Here is a 20439-nt window from a genome sequence, read left to right as displayed (position 1 = left end):
AGGGCCCGGACATGAACATCCCCTGCGAGGGTCTCCTCTTCGACAACGACGGCGTCCTCGTCGACTCCGACCTCGGCGTCGACCAGGCGTGGAGCGAGTGGGCCCGCGCCCACGGGCTGCCCGCCGAGCGGGTCACGGCGATGGTGCACGGACGGCGCTCCGCCGACACCGTCGCGCTGCTCGTGACCGACCCCGGGGAACGGCCCGCGGCCCTCGCCGAGATCGACCGCCTGGAGATCGAGGCGGCCGCCACCACGACCGCCCTGCCCGGCGCCCTCGACCTGCTGACGGGCCTGCCGCGGGGCAGTTGGGCCGTCGTGACCTCAGGAGTCACGGGGCTGGCCCGGGCCCGCCTGGCCGCCGCGGGTCTGCCCCTGCCGCCCGTGCTCGTCACCGCGGACGACGTCAGCCACGGCAAACCCGCCCCCGACGGCTACCGCGCGGCGGCCGCCAGGCTCGGCGTGGACCCGGCGCGGACCGTCGTCTTCGAGGACAGTGCCGCGGGCGCCACGGCGGGGGCGGCGGCCGGTGCGTACGTCATCGGCGTCGGGCCGCGCGGCCTGGACACCGGCGCGCCCGTCGTCGTACGCGACCTGCGCGGGCTGACCTGGCACGACGGTGTACTGGACCTGGGTACGGCGGAGTTGCTGCGGTCCTGAGCCGGTGCTCCGGACTCGGAGCGGCCCGTGCTCAGTGCGGTCCCGTCGGCGCGAACTCCGTGCCGCACGGGCCGGCACCCTCGCTCTCCAGCAGCGGCACGGGCTCCCCGCCCATCGACAGGGTGGGGTAGTAGCGGCCGATGCGCTCCGCGGAGCGGCCCACGTAGTGGCCGATGAACGAGCGGCGGAAGCGGTCGCCGCTGTGGTTGGGTCCGGAACCGTGCACCAGGCTGCCGTTGAAGAAGAGGACGTCTCCCGGTTCCATGTCGACCGGCACGGCGGACAGGCCGGGCGGCGGCGGCACGTACTCGCGGGCGAACGACACCCCCTCGTCGGCCTCTTCCGGGCAGAACACGTCCATGCCGTGGGTGCCCGGGACGACCTCCAGGCCGCCGTTCCCGCGGTCGATCACATCGCAGGCGATCCAGGCGGCCACGCACGTGCCCGGCTCCACCCGCAGATAGAAGTTGTCCTGGTGCAGGGCCTGCCCGCGGGCTCCCGGCGGCTTGAAGTAGAACATGCTCTGCGCGGCCAGCACCTCCTCGCCCAGCAGGAGTTCGAGCACCGCGCGCAGCCGGGGTTCGAGGAGGAAGCGCCGGGCCGTTCCGTTGATGCGGTGCGGGTTCATGACCCGGGGGAAGACGTACAGCGGGTCGGCGGACCCGGCGGTCCCGGTCGCGCGGGGCTCGAAGTGCCCGGGCACCGGCCCGGCGGAGTGCAGCGCGGCGAACTCGGAACACAGCGCGTCGATCTCCGCCGGGGCGAACAGCCCGCGCGCCACGGTGAAGCCGTCCTCCTCGAAGTGCCGCACGAGGTCCCCGGCCGCTGCGCCGGCGGTTCCCCTGTCCGTGACTGCCATACGATCGCTCCTTCGCCTCGGTGTCCGTATGCCTCACGCTAGGCAAAAGCGCTTTCCCGGAGGATGCCTGTGCGTGCTGACGAGTTGCCCGAGACTGCTGCGCCGTCCCCTCCGCCGGGCCTGGTGACCGTCGGCCGCTTCGATCAGCGCCCCGGTTACAGCATCAGCCGGCCGCACGGCGCCGACAGCTGGCTCTTCACCTGGACCACGGGAGGTGAGGGGCGCCTGGCCCAGGGTGCGACGCAGAGCAGGGCGGGTGCGGGTGACCTGGTCGTCCTCGGCCCCGGCGTGCCCCACCACTACGCGGTCGCGCCGGGCGCACGGCGGTGGGCGTTCTGGTGGGCCCACTGCCAGCCGCGGCCGGCCTGGACGGACTGGCTGAGGCCGTACGTCCGCGGCGACCGGCTGTATGCCGTCACGCCGGTTCCGGCCGGTGTCAGGGACCGGCTGGAGCAGGCGTTCGCACGGATGCTCGCCGACGCGCGCTGGACCGGGGAAGGCCCCCCGCCCGCCGGGGAAACCGGGGAATCCGGGGCGGCAGCCGGGGACGGGCGGGTCGCCGTGGCCCACGGCACCGCCGCCCGCGAACTGACCCTCTGCTCCCTGGAATCGATCGTCCTCCTTGCCACCGCCACGGCACGCGGCGCAGCGGAACCGTCCGGCGTCGACCCGCGGATCCGCCGGGCCGAGGCGCGCATCGCCGCCGACCCAGGGGCGCCGCACACGGTGGAGACGCTGGCCGCGGGGGTGTCACTGTCGCCCTCCCGTTTCGCCCACCTCTTCACCCGGCAGCTCAGCCGGTCCCCGATGCGGGCGCTGCTCGCCGCCAGGCTGCTGCACGCCGCGCGGCTGCTGGAGGCGACCGACCTGCCGGTGGAACGGATCGCGTCAGCCGCCGGCTTCGCCAGCCCGTTCCACTTCAGCCGGGTCTTCCGACAGCGCTACGGAGCCCCGCCCGGTACGTACCGGGCGAGGCTCCGTAGCCGACAGCCGCCGTGACCGGAGCGCGTGCCGGTCAGCGCTCCGCGGCAAAGGCCGCGAGCCAGGCCAGCGGCGCGTTCCAGTTGACCGTCACCTCGTTCGTCGCGTACGAGCCGATGTCGTCGATGTAGCAGGCCGCGGGCGCGCAGCCGGCCAGCTTCTCCTGCGCCACCGGGTCCTGCAGACCGCTGTTGGGACCGCCCGCGAGGGAGCCGGCCGGCGGGTTCGGCGTCGAGGCGTCGTACTGGTTCGCCCAGAACCGGTGGTGCTGGTTGCGGGCGTAGGAGTCGCCGTAGCCGGTCACGTACGAGAGGTCCAGAGTGTTGCGGCCCAGCAGGTAGTCCATCGCCTCCAGCACCCCCGCCCGGTAGCGCTGCTGACCGGTCAGCGCGTAGGCGGTGGCCATGACGATCGCGTTGTTGGTGACCTGGCTGTTGGAGCCCCACACGTACCCGTTGGCGGGGATGGGCACCGCGTAGCCCTGCCCGGCCATCATGGCGAGGTGGCCGTCGGCCGCGGCCGTCACGGAGGCCCGGACGCGCCTGATGTCGGACGCGGGCAGTTTGTTGCGCACGGTCGCCAGGGTCAGCCGGCCGAGCGCCGCCGTGTCGGCCCAGTTGAAGCCGGTCGGGGTGAGCGCGCCGGACGACGTGTGCCAGGGCGAGGAGGTGACCGCGTCCCGGTAGGCGCGCTCGCCGGTCGCCGCGTACAGCTCGGCCGCCGCCCAGTAGAAGTCGTCGGTGACCTGGGTGTCGTTGTAGGGGCCGCCGCCCGTGCTGTCCGATTCCGGCGCGTAGATCGCGGGGTTGGCCTTCGCCGCGGCCCACGCCGTGCGGGCCACACCCAGGCACCGCTTCGCGTACGGGGAGTCGTACGGCTCGAAGACGCGCGCGCACTGCGCCGCCGTGGCGGCGAGGTTGAGCGTGGCCGCGGTGGACGGCCGGTGCAACTCGCGCGGCTGGGCGTCCAGCTCGGGCCGGGTCGGAATACCCGTCCAGGCCGCGTCGTGAATCTTGTGGAAGGCCATACCGGCGTACGGCTTGCCGTCCGGCACCTGCATCCGCATGAGGAAGTCGAGCTCCCAGCGTGCCTCGTCCAGCACGTCGGGCACGCCGTTGCCGCGCTCGGGGACGCGCAGGGTCGAGTCGCCCAGTGCCGACGCGGTGCCCGCCCGCTCGGACCGCGCGAACGAGTCGACGAGCAGCCAGACGGAGATCCCGCCGTTGACCACGTACTTGCCGTGGTCGCCCGCGTCGTACCAGCCGCCCCGGACGTCCTGCGTGTAGTCGCACACCCCCGGCTGGCACGGGACGTTCGTGTCGCCCTGGTTCGGGGCGACGCCGAGATGCCCGGCGGGCCGCGCGTACGAGGGGCCCACCAGCGAGGCCTCGATCGGCGTGCCGCTGCGCTGGTGGTAGAAGAAGGCCATGGCGTCGGAGCGCAGGCCGTCGTAGAGGTCCGCGCGGATGTCGAAGGGGGCGCTGCTCCGCCCGTCGACCACCAGGACGAATCCGCGGCCTCCCTTGCGGTACGCGGAGAAGTCCGCCACGTGGGTCGCCTCGCCCGAGGCCGCGTCGGCGCCGCGTACGACGGTCCGGCCGGAGGCGGCCACGGCACCGGACGTGTTGCGCAGCTGCCAGGTGAGTGGCTGGGTGGCCGCGGTGGCCACCGTGGCGCGTTTGGGGCCGTTCGGCAGATAGCCGGCCTGGTTGACCCGCACGGGCGTGGTCGCGGCGGCGGCGGGATCGGCGGCGGACGGAGCGCCGGTCGCGCCGGGCGCGAGGGCCAGTCCGCCGGAGAGCAGGGCCGCCGTCAGCAGGCCGGCCGCGGCGCGTCTCGCGGTACGTCGTTTCGTGGGGCGTCGGTGCACGTGCCGGAACGTGAGCATGGAGCGCCTCCCGGTGCCTGGAACGGGGTCCATGGATGCCGCCGCGTGCGGGCGGCCGGGCTGTGGGAGCGCTCCCAAACGGGAGCATTGCATGACCATGTCACGGCGTCAATGCTCCGCGCACGACCTCGCCGCGCGGGCGCTTCAGCTCCCGAACACACGCAGCGAGACCCAGAGCGCCGCCACGGCCGGGATCAGTGTGGCGGGCACGGTGATCAGGCCGAGGCGGGTGAACTCACCGAGTTCGACGTCGTGGTCGTGCTGGTGGACGATCCGTCGCCACAGCAGGGTCGCCAGGGAACCGGCGTACGTGAGGTTCGGGCCGATGTTCACCCCGAGCAGCACGGCGAGGATCGGTCCGGGGCCGGCCGCCGCGGCCAGGGGCAGCAGGACCAGGACCGCCGGGAGGTTGTTGATGAGGTTGGCCAGCAGGGCGGCGAGGGCCGCGATGCCGAGCAGGGCCATCAGGCCCGACGAGTCCGGGACCAGGTGACCGAGCGCGCCGGAGAGGCCGTTGTCGACCACGGCGCGTACCACGATGCCCAGGGCCAGCACGAAGGCGAGGAAGGGCAGCGAGGTGGCCCGAACGACGGCGAGCGCGGTGGTGCGCCCGCGGACCAGCGCGCGGCCGGCCAGTACGAGGGCGCCGGCGAAGGCCGCCCAGGCCGGTTCGACGCCCAGTGCGGACGTCACGACGAAGCCCGCGAGGGTGCAGGCGACCGTGGCCAGCGCGAAGACGGGCATCTCGACGGTGACGCCGTCGGTGTCGGTGTCGGCAGGTTCGGCGGCGTCGCCCTTGAGGTCGTCGGCGAAGAAGCGCCGGAAGACCAGGTACTCGGCGGCGATGGCCACGGCCCAGGCGGGGCCCATCAGCAGCGCGAACCTGGTGAAGCTCAGGCCGCTGGCCGTGAACGCGAGCAGGTTGGTGAGGTTGGAGACGGGCAGCAGCAGCGACGCCGTGTTCGACAGATGGGCGCAGGCGTACACGTGGGGCTTGGGGCGGGCACCGAGGCGGGCCACGGTCGCGAACACCACCGGAGTGAGCAGGACGACCGTGGCGTCCAGGCTCAGTACGGCCGTGATGACCGACGCGAGAAGGAAGTTGGCGGCCAGTAGCCGCTGCGGACTTCCCTTCGACGTACGGGCCAGCCAGGCGCCGCAGGCCTGGAAGAGCCCCTCGTCGTCACAGAGCTTGGCCAGTACGAGCACCGCGGCGAGAAAGCCGACGACCGGACCGAGCAGTTCCGCCTCGGCGCGCGCGTGGTCGAGGGAGATGGCGCCGGTCGCCATCACCACGCCCGCGGCCGGGACCGCCACGGTGGCTTCCGGCAGTCCGAACGGCCGGATCACGGCACCGGCGAGTACCGCCACGAGCAGAGCGGCGGAAAGAACGGTCACGAGTGCGGAACTCAGGGCGGGTCCTTCGGAAAGTGATTGTCGGTTTCGCTCAATCGAATCAGAGGGCGGGTCGGGCAGGCGAACGGGGGTGCGAGTGTCGCCCTCCGGTCCTTCCTCTCGGTCACTTCTGCTCGTTCTTGAGTTGCATATTCCAACGGAATAGCGGGCCCTGCCGCAGGTCCAGTTGCATCAAAACGGTACTTACCTCAAGTAACTTGAGGCCTTTTCAATCCGAATCGCATTGGCGGGAGCCTCTGTTGACAGTTTGTCTCTGTCAAAGGGCGGCCGGGAGAAACGGGATTGAGAGCGTTCTCTTGTTGCTGGAGGGTTCGCTGTGTCAAGGTGCACCTTGTCAGCGTGCAGACAATGTTTTCCGTACCCCTTGGTATGGACTATTTCTGCAAGGGGCTCTGGAGGAAAGTGCACGTGAACGACGCGACCCCGTCGAATTCCCCCTCGACCGGCAGCTTGTTCGATACGACCGACGAACGGCTCGCGGCAGACCTGAAGAAGGGGTCGGGCAAGCGGCCCGCCCACTATCCCGCCGGGGAACTGCTGGGACGGCACTGGGTGCCTGTCTTCTCGTACGCCCGGCTGTGCACGAACGGTGTGCAGTACGCAGGAATGCTCACCACCGCCGCATTCACCCGGCTCTTCGGGGAATCGGTCCGCCAGGTCGGGCCCCGGGCGGCGTGGCGGCCGGAACTGCTGGTCGCCGTGCGCCGAATAGCCGGCGAGTGGGACGCGGACAAGCGCCGCGGGCTGCTCCACCCCGAGTTGCAGTCCGCACCCGGCGACAACGGCCGGGCGGCGGCGCTGCTGCTTCCGCCCGAGAACCGGCGCCTGGTGTCGCGCGCTTTCCAGCGGCTGCCGGAGGCCGCCCGATGCCTGCTGTGGCACGCGGAGGTCGAGGCCGAGGAACTCGCGGTCCCGGCCCGCCTGCTCGGCATCGCGGCCGAGGACGCTCCCCAGGCCCTGGAACGCGCTCGGGAACTGCTGCGGCAGAACTGCCTCGAAGCCCATCGCGAACTCGCCCCCGACGACGAGTGCCGCCGCTACAGCCGGCTCCTCGACGTCTCGCTCCGGCGCGGCGGCAACAGCGTCGACCCCGATCTGCGGCAGCACATCGCCGACTGCGGCCACTGCCAGTACTCGGCCGAACAGCTGAGGCAGTCGGACGGCCGTCTGGCCGTCCTGCTGGCCGAAGGGGTACTGGGATGGGCGGCTCAGGAATATCTCGACTCCAGGCCCGGGCGCCGTACCGGTGCCGAGGAGACGAACGCCGGGCGCGTGCTGTTCACGGCGCCGGAGACGGACCCGTACGCGGGCACCGGCCCGCACCCTGGTTTCGGCCCGTATCCGGGGGCAGGCCCGCACCAAGGTTCCACCCCGTACGGGGCGGGCCCCCACTCGGGTCCTGGTCCGTTCTCGGGCATCGGCGTCCACCCGGGTGCCGGACGTGACCCGGCCGACGAGGTCTCCGTGGACTCCCCGCTCAGCTCCGGAGCCGCCCGCTACCCGGATACCGACTCCGTGTGGGGCCCGAGCCCCAGGGCGGAGGCCGGCCCCCACCCGGAAGCAGGCTCGCATCCGCCTTCCGCCGCCTTCGCGGCGGAAGGCGTGGGGACGGGGACCACGGACGGGGCTCACCGGGCCGTCGGTGACCCCGTGGACACGAGCCCCCGCCCCGGCGCGGATGCCGGTCAGGGAGCCGTGCCTCAGCCGCCCGCCGGGTCCCCGGAGAGCGCCGGCAGCGACCCGTATGCCCACTCGCACGGGGGCGCGGATGCCCTGCCGGGCGCGGAGAGCGGCGCGTACCCGGGTACCCACCCGTATCCGGGTGCGCCCCCGTATCCGAGTGCCGCCCCGTACGTCGGTGACAACCCGGATCCGGGTGTCGATCCGAGTGCACGGGTCGACCCGGCTCCGGGCATCGCCCCTCACACGGGTATCGATTCGTTCACGGGCACCGTCGCGGACCTCCGCCCCGGCACCGGCTCACAGCCGGCCGCCGGCCATGCCTCGAACTCCGGCCCCCGCCACGCCCTGCGGCTTCCCCCGCACCCCGATGCGAGCCCCGTCGGCGATCCGGAGAAGAAGCGGTTCCTGAAGCGCCGCAACCTCGCCCTGGCCGTGCTCGCGGTGAGCGGATGCGTCCTTGTGCCGCTGGTTCTGTGGTCCGGCGGCGGTGACGACGTCACGCCGTCCTCCGACTCGGGTTCCGGGACGGCCGCGGAGGAACCGGAGGAGCGTCCGACGCGGATCGGTGTCGGCGACGCGGATTCCGGCACGCAGCGCGGACGGCTGCGCAACCAGGACAGCGGTGACTGCGTCGGTGTCGCCGACGGCAAGGCGGCCGTGGGCGCGGAGGTCGTCCTCGCCACCTGCACCTCCTCGGAGCGCCAGCAGTGGTCGTACGAGAGCGACGGGCTGCTGCGGAGCCTGGCCGACGAGGATCTGTGCCTCGACTCCCGGCTTCCCTCCTCCGTCCGCCTGGGGTCGTGCGAGGGCGAGAAGAACCGGGAGAGCGCCCGCTACGACTTCACCCTCGCGGGCAACCTGGTGCCCCTGGGGCAGCCGACCCTCGCGCTGGCCCCGGTCTCGGGGGACGAGGAGACGGGGCTCGTCCTGAAGACCCGTGACGACGGGCCGGCGCAGCGCTGGGAGATGGACGCGTCGGTGGACTCGCTCCAGATGGAGTGGATCACCTCGTACACGAACAGGGACCCGGTGCGGCCGACGCCCAACGGTGAACCGAAGCCCAGCCGCACGCCGCGGCCACCCGAGCCGAAGCCCACACCTCCCGCGGCGTCCCCGACCCCGCAGCCCACGCCCTCCGCCTCCGGTGCCTCGTGCTACGGCTACTACTGCTGGCCCGGTGGCTACGGCGGTGGCTACGGAGGAGGCGGATACGGCGGCGGCTATCCGTACGGCGGCGGAGGCTATGGAGGTGGCGGGTACGGCGGCCGCTGACGCTGCCCGTCGCCACGGGGACAGGCCGCCCGGAACGGTCCTCGTGGCGCGTCTCAGTCCTCACCGAGCGTCAGTTCCGCCCAGATCGTCTTGCCCTCGGTGGTGTGGCGGCTGCCCCAGCGCTGGGTGAGCTGGGCGACCAGGAGCAGACCGCGGCCGCCCTCGTCGAACGTCTTGGCACGGCGCAGGTGCGGCGCGGTGTGGTTGGAGTCCGACACCTCCACGATCAGCGTGGTGGTGTTGTGGATGAGGCGCAGCCGGATCGGGCGTTCCCCGTACCGGATGGCGTTGGTGACGAGTTCGCTGACCACGAGCTCGGTCGTGAACGCCGCCTCGTTCAGTTCCCAGACGGTCAGCTGCTGCACGGCCTGCTTGCGGATCGGGCCGACGAGAGCGGGATCGGCCGGGATGTCCCAGGTCGCCACCTGGGAGGTCGGCAGACCCTTCGTGCGGGCGAGCAGCAGGGCCACGTCGTCCGAGGCGCCGGTGGGCGGCAGCAGCGACTGGAGGACGTCGTGGCACGTCTCGTCGAGGGAGTCCGGGCGCTGGGCCAGTGCCCGGTACAGGAGGCCGCGGCTCTCGTCGACGTCGCGGTCGCGGCTCTCGACCAGGCCGTCGGTGTAGAGGGCGAGGACGGTTCCCTCCGCGAGCCTCAGCTCGATCGACTCGAAGGGCAGCCCGCCCAGGCCCAGCGGCGGCCCCGGCGGTACGTCGATCTCCTCGGGCGGGCCGCCGGGCGGGAGCATCACCGGTGGCGGATGCCCGGCCCGGGCGAGTGTGCAGCGACGGGTGACCGGGTCGTAGACCGCGTACAGACAGGTGGCGCCGACCTCGCCCGTGGTGCCCTCGCTGCCCGCCTCGGCGGAGAGCCGGACGACCAGGTCGTCGAGGTGGGTCAGCAGTTCGTCCGGTGCCAGGTCGATGTCGGCGAGCGTGCGCACGGCGGTCCGCAGCCGGCCCATGGTGGCCGACGCCTGCACGCCGTGGCCGACGACGTCCCCGACGACCATGGCGACCCGCATTCCCGACAGCGGGATCACGTCGAACCAGTCACCGCCGACCCCGGCCCGCGCCGCGGGCAGATAGCGCGAGGCGGCCTCGACGGCGGCCGTGCGCGGCAGGGACCGCGGCAGCAGGCTGCGCTGCAGGGCGATCGCGGTCTCGCGCTCCCGGGAGAAGCGGCGGGCGTTGTCGATGCAGACGGCTGCCCTGGCCGTGACCTCCTCGGCGAGCAGCACGTCGTCGGCGGTGAAGGGGTCGGGCCGCCTGAACCGGGTGAAGACGGCGACGCCCAGGGTCGCGCCACGGGCCTGGACGGGCACGGACATCGTCGAGTGGATGCCGTGCTCCCTGACCCGGTCCCCGCGCACCGGGTCCCAGGCGAGCCACTCCGCCAGTGTGGTCGTGGGATCCGCGGCCACGATGGGCCGGCCGGCCAGCAGCGAGTCTGCCTGCGGCGAGCCGGCGGGATAGACGTCGATCTGACCCAGCTTGACCACCGCCTCCGGATCGCCGGGGTTCACCGACAGGTGCGCGGCGCGGCGCAGACTCACGGGGGCGAGGACGGGGCCGGTGTACGGCTCACCCCCGTGGTCGGGGGGATCGACGAGGTCGACACTGACGAAGTCGGCGAGCGCGGGCACACAGACGTCGGCCAGCTCCTGGGCCGTACGGGTGACGTCGAGGGTGGAGCCGATTCGGATGCTCGCCTCGTTCACGATCTGCAGGCGCTCGCGGGCGAGGTACTGGTCGGTGAAGTCGTGGGCGGTCAGGCAGACACCGCGCACCCGGCCGTCGGCGTCGGTCAGCGGCGCCATCCGCGCCAGCCAGGCCAGCGCACGGTTGTCGCCGCTGGTGCCCAGGGTCTCCACGTCGTCGCGCCGCCCGGTCAGCAGGACCTGCAGCATGGCTGCTTCCAGCTCCTCGTTCTGCGGTCTGCCGCCGATCTCGGGGATGCGCAGGCCGCGGACGCGTTCCTCGGTCAGGCCCATCGTCTCGGCCATCACCGTGTTGACCCTGCGCAGCCGCAGTCGCTCGTCGAAGATCGCGGTCGCGCAGGGTGACTGGTCCACGGACGTGGCGGCGAGGAATTCGTCCTGCGCCACGGGTGTGCCGTTGTCCAGCGGGGTCACGACGAGCCAGTCGCTGCGGTCGCCGAGCTCGGGCCGCCGTCGGTGCGCGAGCAGCCATACGCGGAGCGTGCGGCCGTCCTCGTGGCGCAGCGCCAGCGTGTCGCTCCAGCGGTTGTGGGCCGGCGGCCGCGGCAGGGCCACGGCGTCCGGTGCCAGCAGGCTCGCGGCGGGACGGCCCACGACATCGTCCGGCGCATGGCCGAGCAGACGCCGGGCGCCTTCGTTCCACTCGACGAGGATGCCGTCACCGTCGATGACGGCCCTTGCCGTGGAGGTCTCGTCGAACGGGTAGCCCGGGCCGTCGCCCGATGTATCGCTGTGGCTCCTCACATCGCCGCCGCTCCATCGCGCACACTCACGGTGAACAGGTGCGTCACTTGGGTTCCAGCGTAGTGCGTCGGGGTCCTGCGCACACGGCGCACCGGTTCCCGCCCGCGCACCCGGCCGCCGTTCCCGGCCGGCCCGCCGCCATCGGGTTCGGGGTGGCCCGGCGGGAGCCGTTCGCGCCGGGCCGGCCGAGCGGGTGGCCCGGCGCGAACGGCAGGGCCGCGGGCACCGGCATGCCGAGACCGTGGGCGCGTCGCACGCACTGCGCCTCGCCGCGGGACGCAAGTCCCCTGCCACCGAAGTCCGTTCACCGCGCTTCGTGACCGCGGGAGGCGACCGCCGTCCGTGCGGCGACGGGCCCCTCACCACGGGCCCCTCACCACGGGGAGCCGTCGCCCCGGTGAGACCCGGGGCGTTCCGCGCATCAGCCGTCCGGGGGCCCCGCCCCACCGCCCCGACGCTCGACCGCCGAGGGCGCACCGACCAGCCGTTCGCCCGCGGGACGTTCGCCTGGCCGCTGCTCGTCCGGCTGGTGCTCACCGGGCCGGTGGGCCTCCCGGTACTCCTCGGCCGTCGGCTTCGGGATCTGTGAGTCGCCGCCGTACAGCGCGCGGGAGAGCCGGGCCCGCAGACGAGGCACGCGCCCGTTCGGACGCGGCACGCCGTTCGCGTCCTCGTCGGGGCCGGGTTCGAGCGGCCGCGGCTGCTCGTGCTGGGTGAGGGTGTGCAGTTCGGCGGGGGAGAGGGGCCGGTGCAGTTCGACGTACTCGCCGTGCGGGAGCCGTGTGACCACGCCGGTCTCACGGCCGTGCAACACCAGCTCGCGGTCCCGGCGTTGGAGGGCCAGGCAGATGCGGCGGGTGGCGGCGAAGACGGCCACGGGGACGACGAGGACCGCGATCCGGACCGCCCAGGTGACCGTGTTGATCGACAGGTGGAACCGGGTGGCCACGATGTCGTTGCCCCCGCCCGCGAGCAGGACGAGGTAGAGGCTGATCCACGCGGCGCCGATGGCCGTACGGACCGGCCGGTTGCGCGGTCGGTCCAGGAGGTGGTGCTCGCGCCTGTCGCCGGTGACCCAGGACTCCACGAACGGATAGACACCGATGAGGACGAGAAGGAGGGGGAAGACGACGATCGGGATGAGCACACCGAGGACCAGCGTGTGCCCGGCCACGGTGATCTCCCACCCCGGCATGATGCGCACCAGTCCCTCGGCGAAGCCCAGGTACCAGTCGGGCTGGGCTCCCGTGGACACCTGGTCCGCGCGGTAGGGGCCGTACGACCAGACCGGGTTGATCGTCGCGATCGCCGAGATGAGCGTGATCACCCCGAACACCAGGAAGAAGAAGCCGCCCGCCTTCGCCAGGTAGACCGGCATGAACGGCGCGCCCACGACGTTCCGTTCGGTCCTGCCGGGGCCCGGGAACTGCGTGTGCTTGTGGTACACGACCAGGATCAGATGGGCGACCACCAGAGCCGCCATGATCCCCGGGACCACCAGGATGTGCAGCGAATAGAAGCGCGCGATGATGTCGTGCCCGGGGAACTCGCCGCCGAACACGAAGAACGACAGATACGTCCCGACGATCGGCACCGACAGGATGGCGCCGTCCACGAACCGCATTCCGGTACCTGACAGCAGGTCGTCCGGCAGCGAGTAGCCGAAGAGCCCCTCGAACAGGCCGAGCAGCAGCAGTGTCCAGCCGAAGAGCCAGTTGACCTCGCGGGGCCTGCGGAACGAGCCCGTGAAGAAGTGCCGCATCATGTGCATGAGCATTCCGGCGATGAAGATCAGCGCGGCCCAGTGGTGGATCTGCCGGATCAGCAGACCGCCCCGCACGTCGAAGCTGATGTCCAGCGTGGACGCGTACGCCTCGGACATCCGGATGCCGTTCAGCGGGACGTAACTGCCCTGGTACGTCACCTCGTTCATCGACGGGTGGAAGAACAGCGTCAGATAGACGCCGGTCAGGATCAGGATCACGAAGCTGTAGAGGCAGATCTCCCCGAGCAGGAACGACCAGTGGTCGGGGAAGACCTTGCGCAGGTACTTCCTGCCGAGGGTGTGGGTGCCCAGGCGGCCGTCGAACCAGTCGGCGACACGTCGGCCGGAAGGCGCCCCGGCCTCCTGGCGTCCGGTGGCGCTCACGCGTCCCCCTCAGGCTCGCCCAGGTGCACGTGCGTCAGCTTGTCGGGGTTGGAGACGATGTAGACGCCGGACACCCGGTCGCCCTCCGGGGTGAGGTCCATGACCATGACCGCGTAGGGGGACCGGCCCTCGAACAGCACCGCCGAGTCGTCGCCGTTGACGCGCCGGTATCGGATGTCCAGGTGCTGGACGCCGTGCCGCGAGGCATGGGCGGTGAGGAGGCGGATGGCCTTGTCCCGTCCGTGCACCGGCCGCAGCCCCGCCGGGCGCCGCTTGCCGCCACCGTCGGCCCACACCGTCACGTCCGGCGCGAGGATCTCCATCAGCGCCCCGATGTCCCCGCCGAGCGCGGCCTCGACGAAGCGCTCGGTCGCCTCTCTCCGTACCCGCGGATGCGCCTCGTACAGCGGACGGCGGGCGTGGACGTGACGGCGGGCGCGGTGCGCGAGCTGGCGGACCGCCGCGGGGCTGCGGTCGATGAACCGCGCGATGTCGGTGTGCGGGTACCCGAACACCTCGTGGAGGACGAACACCGTCCGCTCCAGCGGGGTCAGCGACTCCAGGACGACGAGCATCGCCAGGGAGACGGACTCGGCACGCAGGGCGCGGTCCGCGGCGTCGGCCGGCTCCTCCCCGCCTGGCCCGGCCACCAGCGGCTCGGGCAGCCACGGGCCGACGTACGTCTCGCGGCGACGGCTGATCACGGCCCGCCGCGTCAGCGCGTGGTTCACCGCGACGCGCACCAGATACGCGCGTGGGTTCTCGATCCGCCGGTGCGGTGAGCGGTCGCGACCGCCCGACCAGGACAGCCAGGTGTCCTGGAGCACGTCCTCGGTGTCGGCGACGCCGCCGAGCATGTTGTAGACGATCGCGAACAGCAGCTCGCGTTGATCCATGAACTGCCGGGTCGCCGTGGTCAGTACCTCGGTGGTCTCCGGTGCCGGACTCTCGGACATGCCTGTGCCTCCCGTAGCGCGCTCACTACTGCGAGGGCTCCGGACGCGCGGGATGTGACAGCCCACGGTGGAATGTGACGCAGGTCTCAGTGCTCGCACGGCTGGTCGGGCGCCGGCCGTTCGCCCGCGATCGAACGGAGGTATTCCTGAGGTACCGGTGCCGGGCAGGTCTGACCTGCTGGTATTTACGGGTGAGTACCCCTCGCGGTACTGTGAGGGGTATGCCAGCTCTCAACGTGGAGTTCAGCGAGCGCGAGCTCGAGGATCTGCGGCAGATCGCCAAGGAGCGCGGTACTTCGATGAAAGCCCTGGTGCGTGAAGCGGCCGCTGCCGACATCGTGCGGCACCGGGCGCTGCAGGAGGGCGCGGACGTCTTCCGCCGCTTCTTCGCCGCGCACGCGGACGAGTTCGCGGCGGCCTTCCCCGACGACGAACCACCCACCAAGGGCGAGGGGCGGGCCGCCTGACCCATGGCCCCCGTCATCCACATCGACGTGCCCTGGCTGCTCCAGCGTCATGAAGAGGTGCTGCCCGACCGGCCGACCGTCAACGACTTCTCGGTGCTCGTGGCCGCGGTGGCCCGGCACCGGGTGGACCCGCCGCGGCTCGGAGTGGACTCGGACCCGGCCTGGCGTGCCGCCGCGCTCCTGCACACCCTCGCCCTGCTGAAGCCCCTGCCCTCCGCGAACGCCCGTTTCGCCTGCGCGACAGCGGTCTCGTACATGTTCGTGAGCGGCGTCGGGATCGATCCTCCGTACGGGGCCCTCGTCGACCTGGCACGCGATCTGATGTCCGGCAAGGCGGACGTGTTCGGGGCCGCCGACCGTCTGCGTTCCTGGCAGATCTGAGCCGCCGCCCCGCCGGCAAGGAGGGGGTGGGACCGCCCTCGGGGCCGCCGACCGAGGGCGGGAGGATCGGGGTCGGCGGCCCGTTTCGCGCGGGAGAGCCGCCGTCCAGCGCGGGGCCTCCGAGAAGGGCCGGTACCAGTGGACCACCGACACCCCCGCGCCGGGAGCGTGCGAGGGGCGCCGGCGCGTGCACACGGTTCACACGGGGCGCTTGGCAACGAATGCCATTTCGAAACACGACGTCCGCGGACCGAGTTGACCGAGGTGGGCGTCGGCTTTCCCCCTATGCGCAGATGTTGCTGAAGTAGCTCAAGTGCCTTGTTGGGTGTGAGAGTTTTGTGCGAGGGTGAACTTCCTCGTACATGGCCAATGGCCAGGTCTGATTCGCTGCTCAGGATTCACCGTGCCGTCGGGCTCAAAAGGCTCACGGCCGACGGACGTCGAGTCGGTCGACGTCCCGGCCGCTTTCCGAACACCAAGCCAAAAGGTACGCACCAACCCGGAGCTCCTTTTCGGCGGTCAGAACTCCTGTGTGCCACCTTGTGCCTTGGAAGGAAACCGCTCAGTGCACACCCCCCACCCGCCTCGTCCCTCGTATCCGCCTGACTCCGGTACCGCTCCCGGAGCATCCGACGAGAGCCTGGCGGCGCTCCTCAGAGCCCAGCCGGAGGGCGACCCCACCCACGCCGTCGCGCTGCTGCTCGCCCGGCACTGGCAGCCGACACACGACTACGCGGTCATCTGCCTCGCTTCCTCGGCGAACGTCGCCTCGATGGTCACCGCGGCCGCCTTCCAGCAGGTACTGGAACGCCTCAGGCGCGCCGGGTCCGCCGTCGCCCTGCGCCCCCAACTCCTCGTGGCCGTACGGGACATCATCAAGGTGTGGTCCGCGGAGGACCGTATATCCGCGGTGCTGCCCGATCTCCGGAAACCGGCCGGGGGTCGCGGTATGCGCGCGACGAAGTCCATGACCCCGGCGAATCGCAAGCTCGCGGAGCGTTCTTTCCAGGCTCTCCCGGGACTCGCCCAGTGCGTGCTCTGGCACACCGAGGTCGAGGCCGAGCACATATCCGTACCGGCCGGTCTGCTGGGTATGGATGCCGACATGACGGGGGCCGCGCTGGAGCAGGCCCGCGAGAAATTCCGTGAAGGCTGCGTACGCGCCCATCGCGAACTCGCGCCGAACAAGGATTGCCGCTACTACAACCGCCTCCTGGATGTCCCGATTCGCCGCGGGGGAGCGTTGCTCCCCGATGTGCAGCAACATCTGCTGGAGTGCCGTTTCTGCCGATACGCCGCCGAACAACTGAGCCATTTCGAAGGCGGGCTGGGCGGACTGCTCGCCGAGGGTGTGCTCGGCTGGGGCGCCCGCCGCTATCTCGAGTCACGGCCCAGCCGCGGCAGCTCGGCGGCCAGGGCCGGCCGCTACACCGGCGGACGCCCGGGCGGCGGCGGCCGCCGCCGTCTGCTGTCCCAGTTCTCCACCGGACAGGGGCGGCACTCCTCCCCGGCCCCGCGGCACTCGAAGGCACTCCTCACCGGAGCCGGCGTGGTGTCCGCCGCCCTGCTCGCCACTGTCCTGGTGACCAGCCTGTGGTCGCAGGACGAGGGCGGCGCCGACGACCCCTCCGCCTCCACCGGGGCGTCCAGCAGCCTCGCTCCCAGCCCCGGCGGGCAGGAACCGCCCGCCACCTCGTCGGCCCCGCCCAACTCGGCGGGCCTTCCCACGGGACCCATTCGCACCCGGCTGCGCAACCTCGCCGCCGACCTCTGCCTCGACATCAAGGGCGGCCGGGCGAAGGCCGGCGCCGGCACCGAGTTGGAGACGTGCTCGTCGGCCGGGACCCAGAAGTGGTCGTACGAGGAGGACGGGCTCCTGCGCAGCGGAGCCGACCCCGACCTGTGCCTCGACTCCCATGCGGACGCCGGAGTGGTCGTTCTGGGCCGCTGCGCCGGTGTGGCCGCCAAGCGGGGCGACGACGTGCGGTACGACCTCACCGTCCAGGGCGAGTTGCTGCCCCGCCGAGCGGAAGGGCTCGCTGTCGCCCCCTCCTCCGGCGGCGCGGACGCGGAGGTGGTGGTGAAGATCCGCGACCGGAGCGACGGCCAGCGCTGGCTGACCGACGCCGCCAAGGCCACTCCCGAGTCGCTGTCGATCGCGGGAACCGATGGGCCGTCCGCCCGGCCGACGGCCGACCCGTCGGCCGCCGACACACAGGTCGGCTCGGATCCCGCGTGCGCCGCACCGGCCTGCGAGGCGCGCCCGCGGTCCTCGGAGCCGCAGGAGCGGGCGGAGCCGACCGCCTCCCCGGCGAGTCCCTACGCGCAGCGCCGCGCCACCACCGTCGGCGACTCGGGCCCGCTTCCCGCCGAACCGTTGCCTGTGCTGCAGGTGGTGCGGTCGGTCACCGGAATCGGTCTGTGACCGCGGGCCCCACGACACGGCGTCCAGGGGGGTCTCGCCCGCCGGGAACCCGGTGACGTCACGGACGGCCGCAGGCGCGATCCGCCGCACCGTGTCCGTCGAACGGGACCGGTTCCCGCCGCGAGGCCGCCGCGGCGTGTCCGGCGGAGAGGCGGGCGAGCCCGGGGGCGAGGGGGTGGGCCTCGCGCAGCGCGGTGGTGTCCTCGTCGGCCGTCCCGGCGACGGTCACGCGGACGCCGTCGGGGAACAGCGGGGCGAGACCCGTTGCGGCCCTGCGGCCGCCCACGTGGGGTGGGACGAGGGCCAGTACGTTCCGCGGCGCGGTGCCCGCCCCGGCGTTCACGCGATCCCCTCCTCCAGGTCGTCGGCTCCGGGGCCCGCCGGGCCGGCGTGCCCCGACAGGGCGAGGGTGAGGTCGAGTTCGGCGAGCAGGCAGCGGATGACGTGCTCGACGCCGGCCTGGCCGTCGAGGCCGAGCCCGTAGACGTACGGACGTCCGACGAGTACCGCCTCGGCGCCCAGCGCCAGGGCCTTGAAGATGTCGTCGCCCGTGCGGATCCCGCTGTCGAAGAGGACGGACAGCCGGTCCCCGGCGGCTTCGACCACCTTGGGCAGCGCGTCGGCGGCCGCGACGGCGCCGGCCACCTGACGGCCGCCGTGGTTGGAGACGACCACGCCGTCCATCCCGGCGTTGACGGCCCGCCGGGCGTCGTCCGGGTGCAGGATGCCCTTCAGGACGATCGGGCCGTCCCAGTTCTCCCGCAAGAACTCCAGGTCGGGCCACGTCTTCGCGGGATCGGCGAACATCTGGACGAAGTGCATGACCGCCGCGTCGGGGTCCTCGTGCACCGGCTTGGCCAGGCCCGCCAGGAACGCCGGGTCGGAGAAGTAGTTGGCGGTTCCCACCCCGTGCAGGAACGGCAGGTACGCCTGGTCCAGGTCCCGCGGCCGCCAGGCCAGCAACGGCGTGTCCAGCGTGACGAACAGCGCGGAGAATCCGGCCGCCTTCGCCCGGTCCAGGAAACTCTTCGTGACCTCGCGGTCCTTGGCCCAGTACAGCTGGAACCAGCGCTCGCCGTCGCCCATCGCCTCCGCGACCTGTTCCATCGGCGTACTGGACGCCGAGGACAGGATGTACGGCACGCCCTGCGCGGCGGCGGCCCGCGCCGCCGCCGACTCGGCATCCGGATGCATGATCGACAGGACGCCGACCGGCGCGAGGGCGAGGGGCGCGGGCAGCGGGCGGCCCAGCACCTCGACGGACAGATCGCGTTCGTGCACGTCGCGCAGCATGCGTGGCACGATCCGGCGGCGGTCGAGCGCGGCCCGGTTCGCCCGCGCCGTGCTGCCGTTGCCCGCACTGCCCGCCACATAGCCCACCGGGCCCGGGCCCAGCCGCTGTTCGGTCAGCTCCTCCAGCCGTGTCAGATCGGTGGGCAGCCGGGGCACCGCGCCCGTCATCCCGTTCAGATAGATCTCGTACTGGAAGTCCGCCCAGTGCTTCGTCATCCGTACGTTCCGCCTCTCGCCTGGATCTCACCGTCGAGACCGTGCCGTCGCTGCGGGAGACCGCGCGCTGTGGCCGGGACCGCGCTGTTCCCGCGACGATCCTGACGAGTGGGACATGATCCGTCCACCATGGGAGCGCACCCGACATGTGTCCGGTGCGGCGGGTGCTGTGCGGGATGTTCACGACACCGCCGCGCCTCGGCGCACATGAGCGAGCACAACTCGTCTCGCTCATTTTCCGGGCTGGCCTCCACCCCTGAGCCTGCCAAGCAGAACCCAGACTCGCGCGGTGGTCCCGGCATCGGACTCGTTCGTCTAGGCGCGGAACGACACGCGTACGGCGACCGGGCGGCCCGTCGCGTCGAGGTCCGCGGACACCGGGAACCGGCCGTCGCCCTGGCTGGTCATCGCGCACAGCACGCGCGCGCCGCCGACCTCGACGGTTCCGGCCTCCAGCGCGGATGCGCGGACCTGGCGCATGACCTGCCAGTGGTGGGAGTGCGGGCGGAAGTCCACCATCAGCCGACGCCGCGGATCGGCGTCCTTCCAGTCGAAGAGGGCGCCGGCCAGGCGCATCGCGTCCGTCACCGGCAGACCCGTCCAGCCCCTGACCCCGTCCTCGCCGGGCTCGCCCAGCCCGGGTGCCCCGAACTCCGCGGCGGCCTGCTCTTCCGCGGCGCCCCAGAACGCGACGTCGGCCAGCCCGTCGACGGGATCGTGGTGCTGCCAGGCGTTCAGCGCGTCGGCGTCACCGAAGAACAGGCGGGCCCAGTCGACGCGCAGCTCCCCGAGTTCCACGGACTCGGCGACGGGGCCGGGAGCGACGGTGAGCACGATGCCGGTGCCTGTCGCCAGCACCGGCAGCGGCCGGTCGCGGGGCACCCCTCCGAGGGCCACCACCGGCACACCGTGCATCAGGAAACAGCCTCCGCCCCCAGCCACGCACCTCCGCACGCGTTCCCGGTGCGGCACCCGCTCGGCAGAGGCCTCCAGTACGGCGTCTAGGCCGTGCTCCCGGCAGTGCGCGTCGAAGAGTTCGGTCAGCCGCGTGACCCCCGAGGCCGGAATGTCGTGGAGCGTCCGACCGGGCTGCCGGTCGAAGGAGTGGGCCGCGGAGTCGGCGTCACGACCGGTGATGAGGAAGTCGGTCGCGGCGCTCACATCGGCGGCGACCGCCGGCTCCTGGACGCCGAAGGCTCCCGGATCCACCAACGCCGGTGAACGCTCCCCGCTCCACATACCCAGGTGACCGCCGTCGACGATCACCAACTCACCGGACGGACAAGTGATCTCGCCCAGCCCGTAGATCTGTTCCATGGCCGGGCAGTCTAC

At 72.3% G+C, this 20439-nt stretch carries 15 protein-coding genes; 6 read left to right on the top strand and 9 right to left on the bottom strand.

What is annotated here, in order from left to right; all coding sequences use genetic code 11:
- Nucleotides 1–11: 11 nt before the first annotated feature.
- The gene (locus tag O1Q96_RS30060; protein WP_269251146.1) at nt 12–659 is read left to right on the top strand and encodes an HAD-IA family hydrolase; all 648 of its coding nucleotides are present in this window, start codon (nt 12–14) and stop codon (nt 657–659) included.
- A 31-nt stretch (nt 660–690) separates the two neighbouring features.
- Here the strand turns inward: O1Q96_RS30060 and O1Q96_RS30055 are convergent, their stop codons facing one another.
- Complete coding sequence (locus O1Q96_RS30055; RefSeq protein WP_269251145.1) at nt 691–1518, bottom strand: phytanoyl-CoA dioxygenase family protein; 828 nt, start codon at nt 1516–1518, stop codon at nt 691–693.
- Between the two features lie 63 nt (nt 1519–1581).
- Here O1Q96_RS30055 and O1Q96_RS30050 point away from each other — a divergent pair, with 63 nt between their 5' ends.
- On the top strand, nt 1582–2517 hold the full coding sequence (locus tag O1Q96_RS30050) for a helix-turn-helix domain-containing protein (RefSeq protein ID WP_269251144.1): 936 nt from the start codon (nt 1582–1584) through the stop codon (nt 2515–2517).
- A 16-nt stretch (nt 2518–2533) separates the two neighbouring features.
- Here O1Q96_RS30050 and O1Q96_RS30045 read toward each other — a convergent pair whose 3' ends face one another.
- Both O1Q96_RS30045 and O1Q96_RS30040 read right to left on the bottom strand, forming a co-directional pair.
- Nucleotides 2534–4387 carry a glycoside hydrolase family 9 protein gene (locus O1Q96_RS30045; protein ID WP_331276076.1) on the bottom strand — a complete coding sequence of 618 codons (1854 nt, stop codon included), beginning with the start codon at nt 4385–4387 and terminating at the stop codon, nt 2534–2536.
- A 144-nt stretch (nt 4388–4531) separates the two neighbouring features.
- On the bottom strand, nt 4532–5785 hold the full coding sequence (locus O1Q96_RS30040; RefSeq protein WP_419586971.1) for an SLC13 family permease: 1254 nt from the start codon (nt 5783–5785) through the stop codon (nt 4532–4534).
- 426 nt (nt 5786–6211) lie between these two features.
- Between O1Q96_RS30040 and O1Q96_RS30030 the strand changes: the two genes are divergently transcribed.
- The gene (locus O1Q96_RS30030; protein WP_331276075.1) at nt 6212–8758 is read left to right on the top strand and encodes an RICIN domain-containing protein; all 2547 of its coding nucleotides are present in this window, start codon (nt 6212–6214) and stop codon (nt 8756–8758) included.
- 53 nt (nt 8759–8811) lie between these two features.
- Here the strand turns inward: O1Q96_RS30030 and O1Q96_RS30025 are convergent, their stop codons facing one another.
- From O1Q96_RS30025 to sigJ, 3 genes are all read right to left on the bottom strand, one after another.
- Complete coding sequence (locus tag O1Q96_RS30025; protein ID WP_269251143.1) at nt 8812–11220, bottom strand: SpoIIE family protein phosphatase; 2409 nt, start codon at nt 11218–11220, stop codon at nt 8812–8814.
- Nucleotides 11221–11641: 421 nt separating this feature from the next.
- On the bottom strand, nt 11642–13369 hold the full coding sequence (qcrB, locus tag O1Q96_RS30020; RefSeq protein WP_269251142.1) for a cytochrome bc1 complex cytochrome b subunit: 1728 nt from the start codon (nt 13367–13369) through the stop codon (nt 11642–11644).
- Nucleotides 13366–14325, bottom strand: a complete 960-nt coding sequence (gene sigJ / locus O1Q96_RS30015) for an RNA polymerase sigma factor SigJ (RefSeq protein ID WP_269251141.1) — start codon at nt 14323–14325, stop codon at nt 13366–13368. The genes qcrB and sigJ overlap by 4 nt, the downstream gene beginning before the upstream one ends.
- A 221-nt stretch (nt 14326–14546) precedes the next feature.
- Here sigJ and O1Q96_RS30010 point away from each other — a divergent pair, with 221 nt between their 5' ends.
- The 3 genes from O1Q96_RS30010 (at nt 14547) to O1Q96_RS30000 (ending at nt 17598) form a co-directional block, all read left to right on the top strand.
- Nucleotides 14547–14792, top strand: coding sequence for a hypothetical protein (locus O1Q96_RS30010; RefSeq protein WP_055617648.1), 246 nt, complete (start codon nt 14547–14549; stop codon nt 14790–14792).
- A gap of 3 nt (nt 14793–14795) precedes the next feature.
- Nucleotides 14796–15173 carry a toxin Doc gene (locus tag O1Q96_RS30005; protein ID WP_269251140.1) on the top strand — a complete coding sequence of 126 codons (378 nt, stop codon included), beginning with the start codon at nt 14796–14798 and terminating at the stop codon, nt 15171–15173.
- A 565-nt stretch (nt 15174–15738) separates the two neighbouring features.
- Nucleotides 15739–17598, top strand: coding sequence for an RICIN domain-containing protein (locus O1Q96_RS30000; protein ID WP_269251139.1), 1860 nt, complete (start codon nt 15739–15741; stop codon nt 17596–17598).
- Between the two features lie 58 nt (nt 17599–17656).
- Here the strand turns inward: O1Q96_RS30000 and O1Q96_RS29995 are convergent, their stop codons facing one another.
- From O1Q96_RS29995 to O1Q96_RS29985, 3 genes are all read right to left on the bottom strand, one after another.
- Complete coding sequence (locus O1Q96_RS29995) at nt 17657–17941, bottom strand: hypothetical protein (RefSeq protein ID WP_269251138.1); 285 nt, start codon at nt 17939–17941, stop codon at nt 17657–17659.
- Nucleotides 17938–19107 carry a lactate 2-monooxygenase gene (locus tag O1Q96_RS29990; RefSeq protein WP_269251137.1) on the bottom strand — a complete coding sequence of 390 codons (1170 nt, stop codon included), beginning with the start codon at nt 19105–19107 and terminating at the stop codon, nt 17938–17940. The genes O1Q96_RS29995 and O1Q96_RS29990 overlap by 4 nt, the downstream gene beginning before the upstream one ends.
- Before the next feature lie 315 nt (nt 19108–19422).
- Nucleotides 19423–20424, bottom strand: coding sequence for a hypothetical protein (locus O1Q96_RS29985; protein ID WP_269251136.1), 1002 nt, complete (start codon nt 20422–20424; stop codon nt 19423–19425).
- Between the last annotated feature and the right edge of the window lie 15 nt (nt 20425–20439).

Source organism: Streptomyces aurantiacus, from assembly GCF_027107535.1.
Taxonomy (GTDB): domain Bacteria; phylum Actinomycetota; class Actinomycetes; order Streptomycetales; family Streptomycetaceae; genus Streptomyces.
Note: the sequence above shows the minus strand (reverse complement) of the source record. Positions and strands in the feature narration are given on the sequence as shown.

Coding starts and splice junctions, on each gene's coding strand:
- O1Q96_RS30060 (WP_269251146.1), top strand. CDS start 12: ATGAACATCCCCTGCGAGGGTCTCCTCTTCGACAACGACGGCGTCCTC.
- O1Q96_RS30055 (WP_269251145.1), bottom strand. CDS start 1,518: ATGGCAGTCACGGACAGGGGAACCGCCGGCGCAGCGGCCGGGGACCTC.
- O1Q96_RS30050 (WP_269251144.1), top strand. CDS start 1,582: ATGCCTGTGCGTGCTGACGAGTTGCCCGAGACTGCTGCGCCGTCCCCT.
- O1Q96_RS30045 (WP_331276076.1), bottom strand. CDS start 4,387: ATGCTCACGTTCCGGCACGTGCACCGACGCCCCACGAAACGACGTACC.
- sigJ (WP_269251141.1), bottom strand. CDS start 14,325: ATGTCCGAGAGTCCGGCACCGGAGACCACCGAGGTACTGACCACGGCG.
- O1Q96_RS30010 (WP_055617648.1), top strand. CDS start 14,547: ATGCCAGCTCTCAACGTGGAGTTCAGCGAGCGCGAGCTCGAGGATCTG.
- O1Q96_RS30005 (WP_269251140.1), top strand. CDS start 14,796: ATGGCCCCCGTCATCCACATCGACGTGCCCTGGCTGCTCCAGCGTCAT.
- O1Q96_RS29990 (WP_269251137.1), bottom strand. CDS start 19,107: ATGACGAAGCACTGGGCGGACTTCCAGTACGAGATCTATCTGAACGGG.
- O1Q96_RS29985 (WP_269251136.1), bottom strand. CDS start 20,424: ATGGAACAGATCTACGGGCTGGGCGAGATCACTTGTCCGTCCGGTGAG.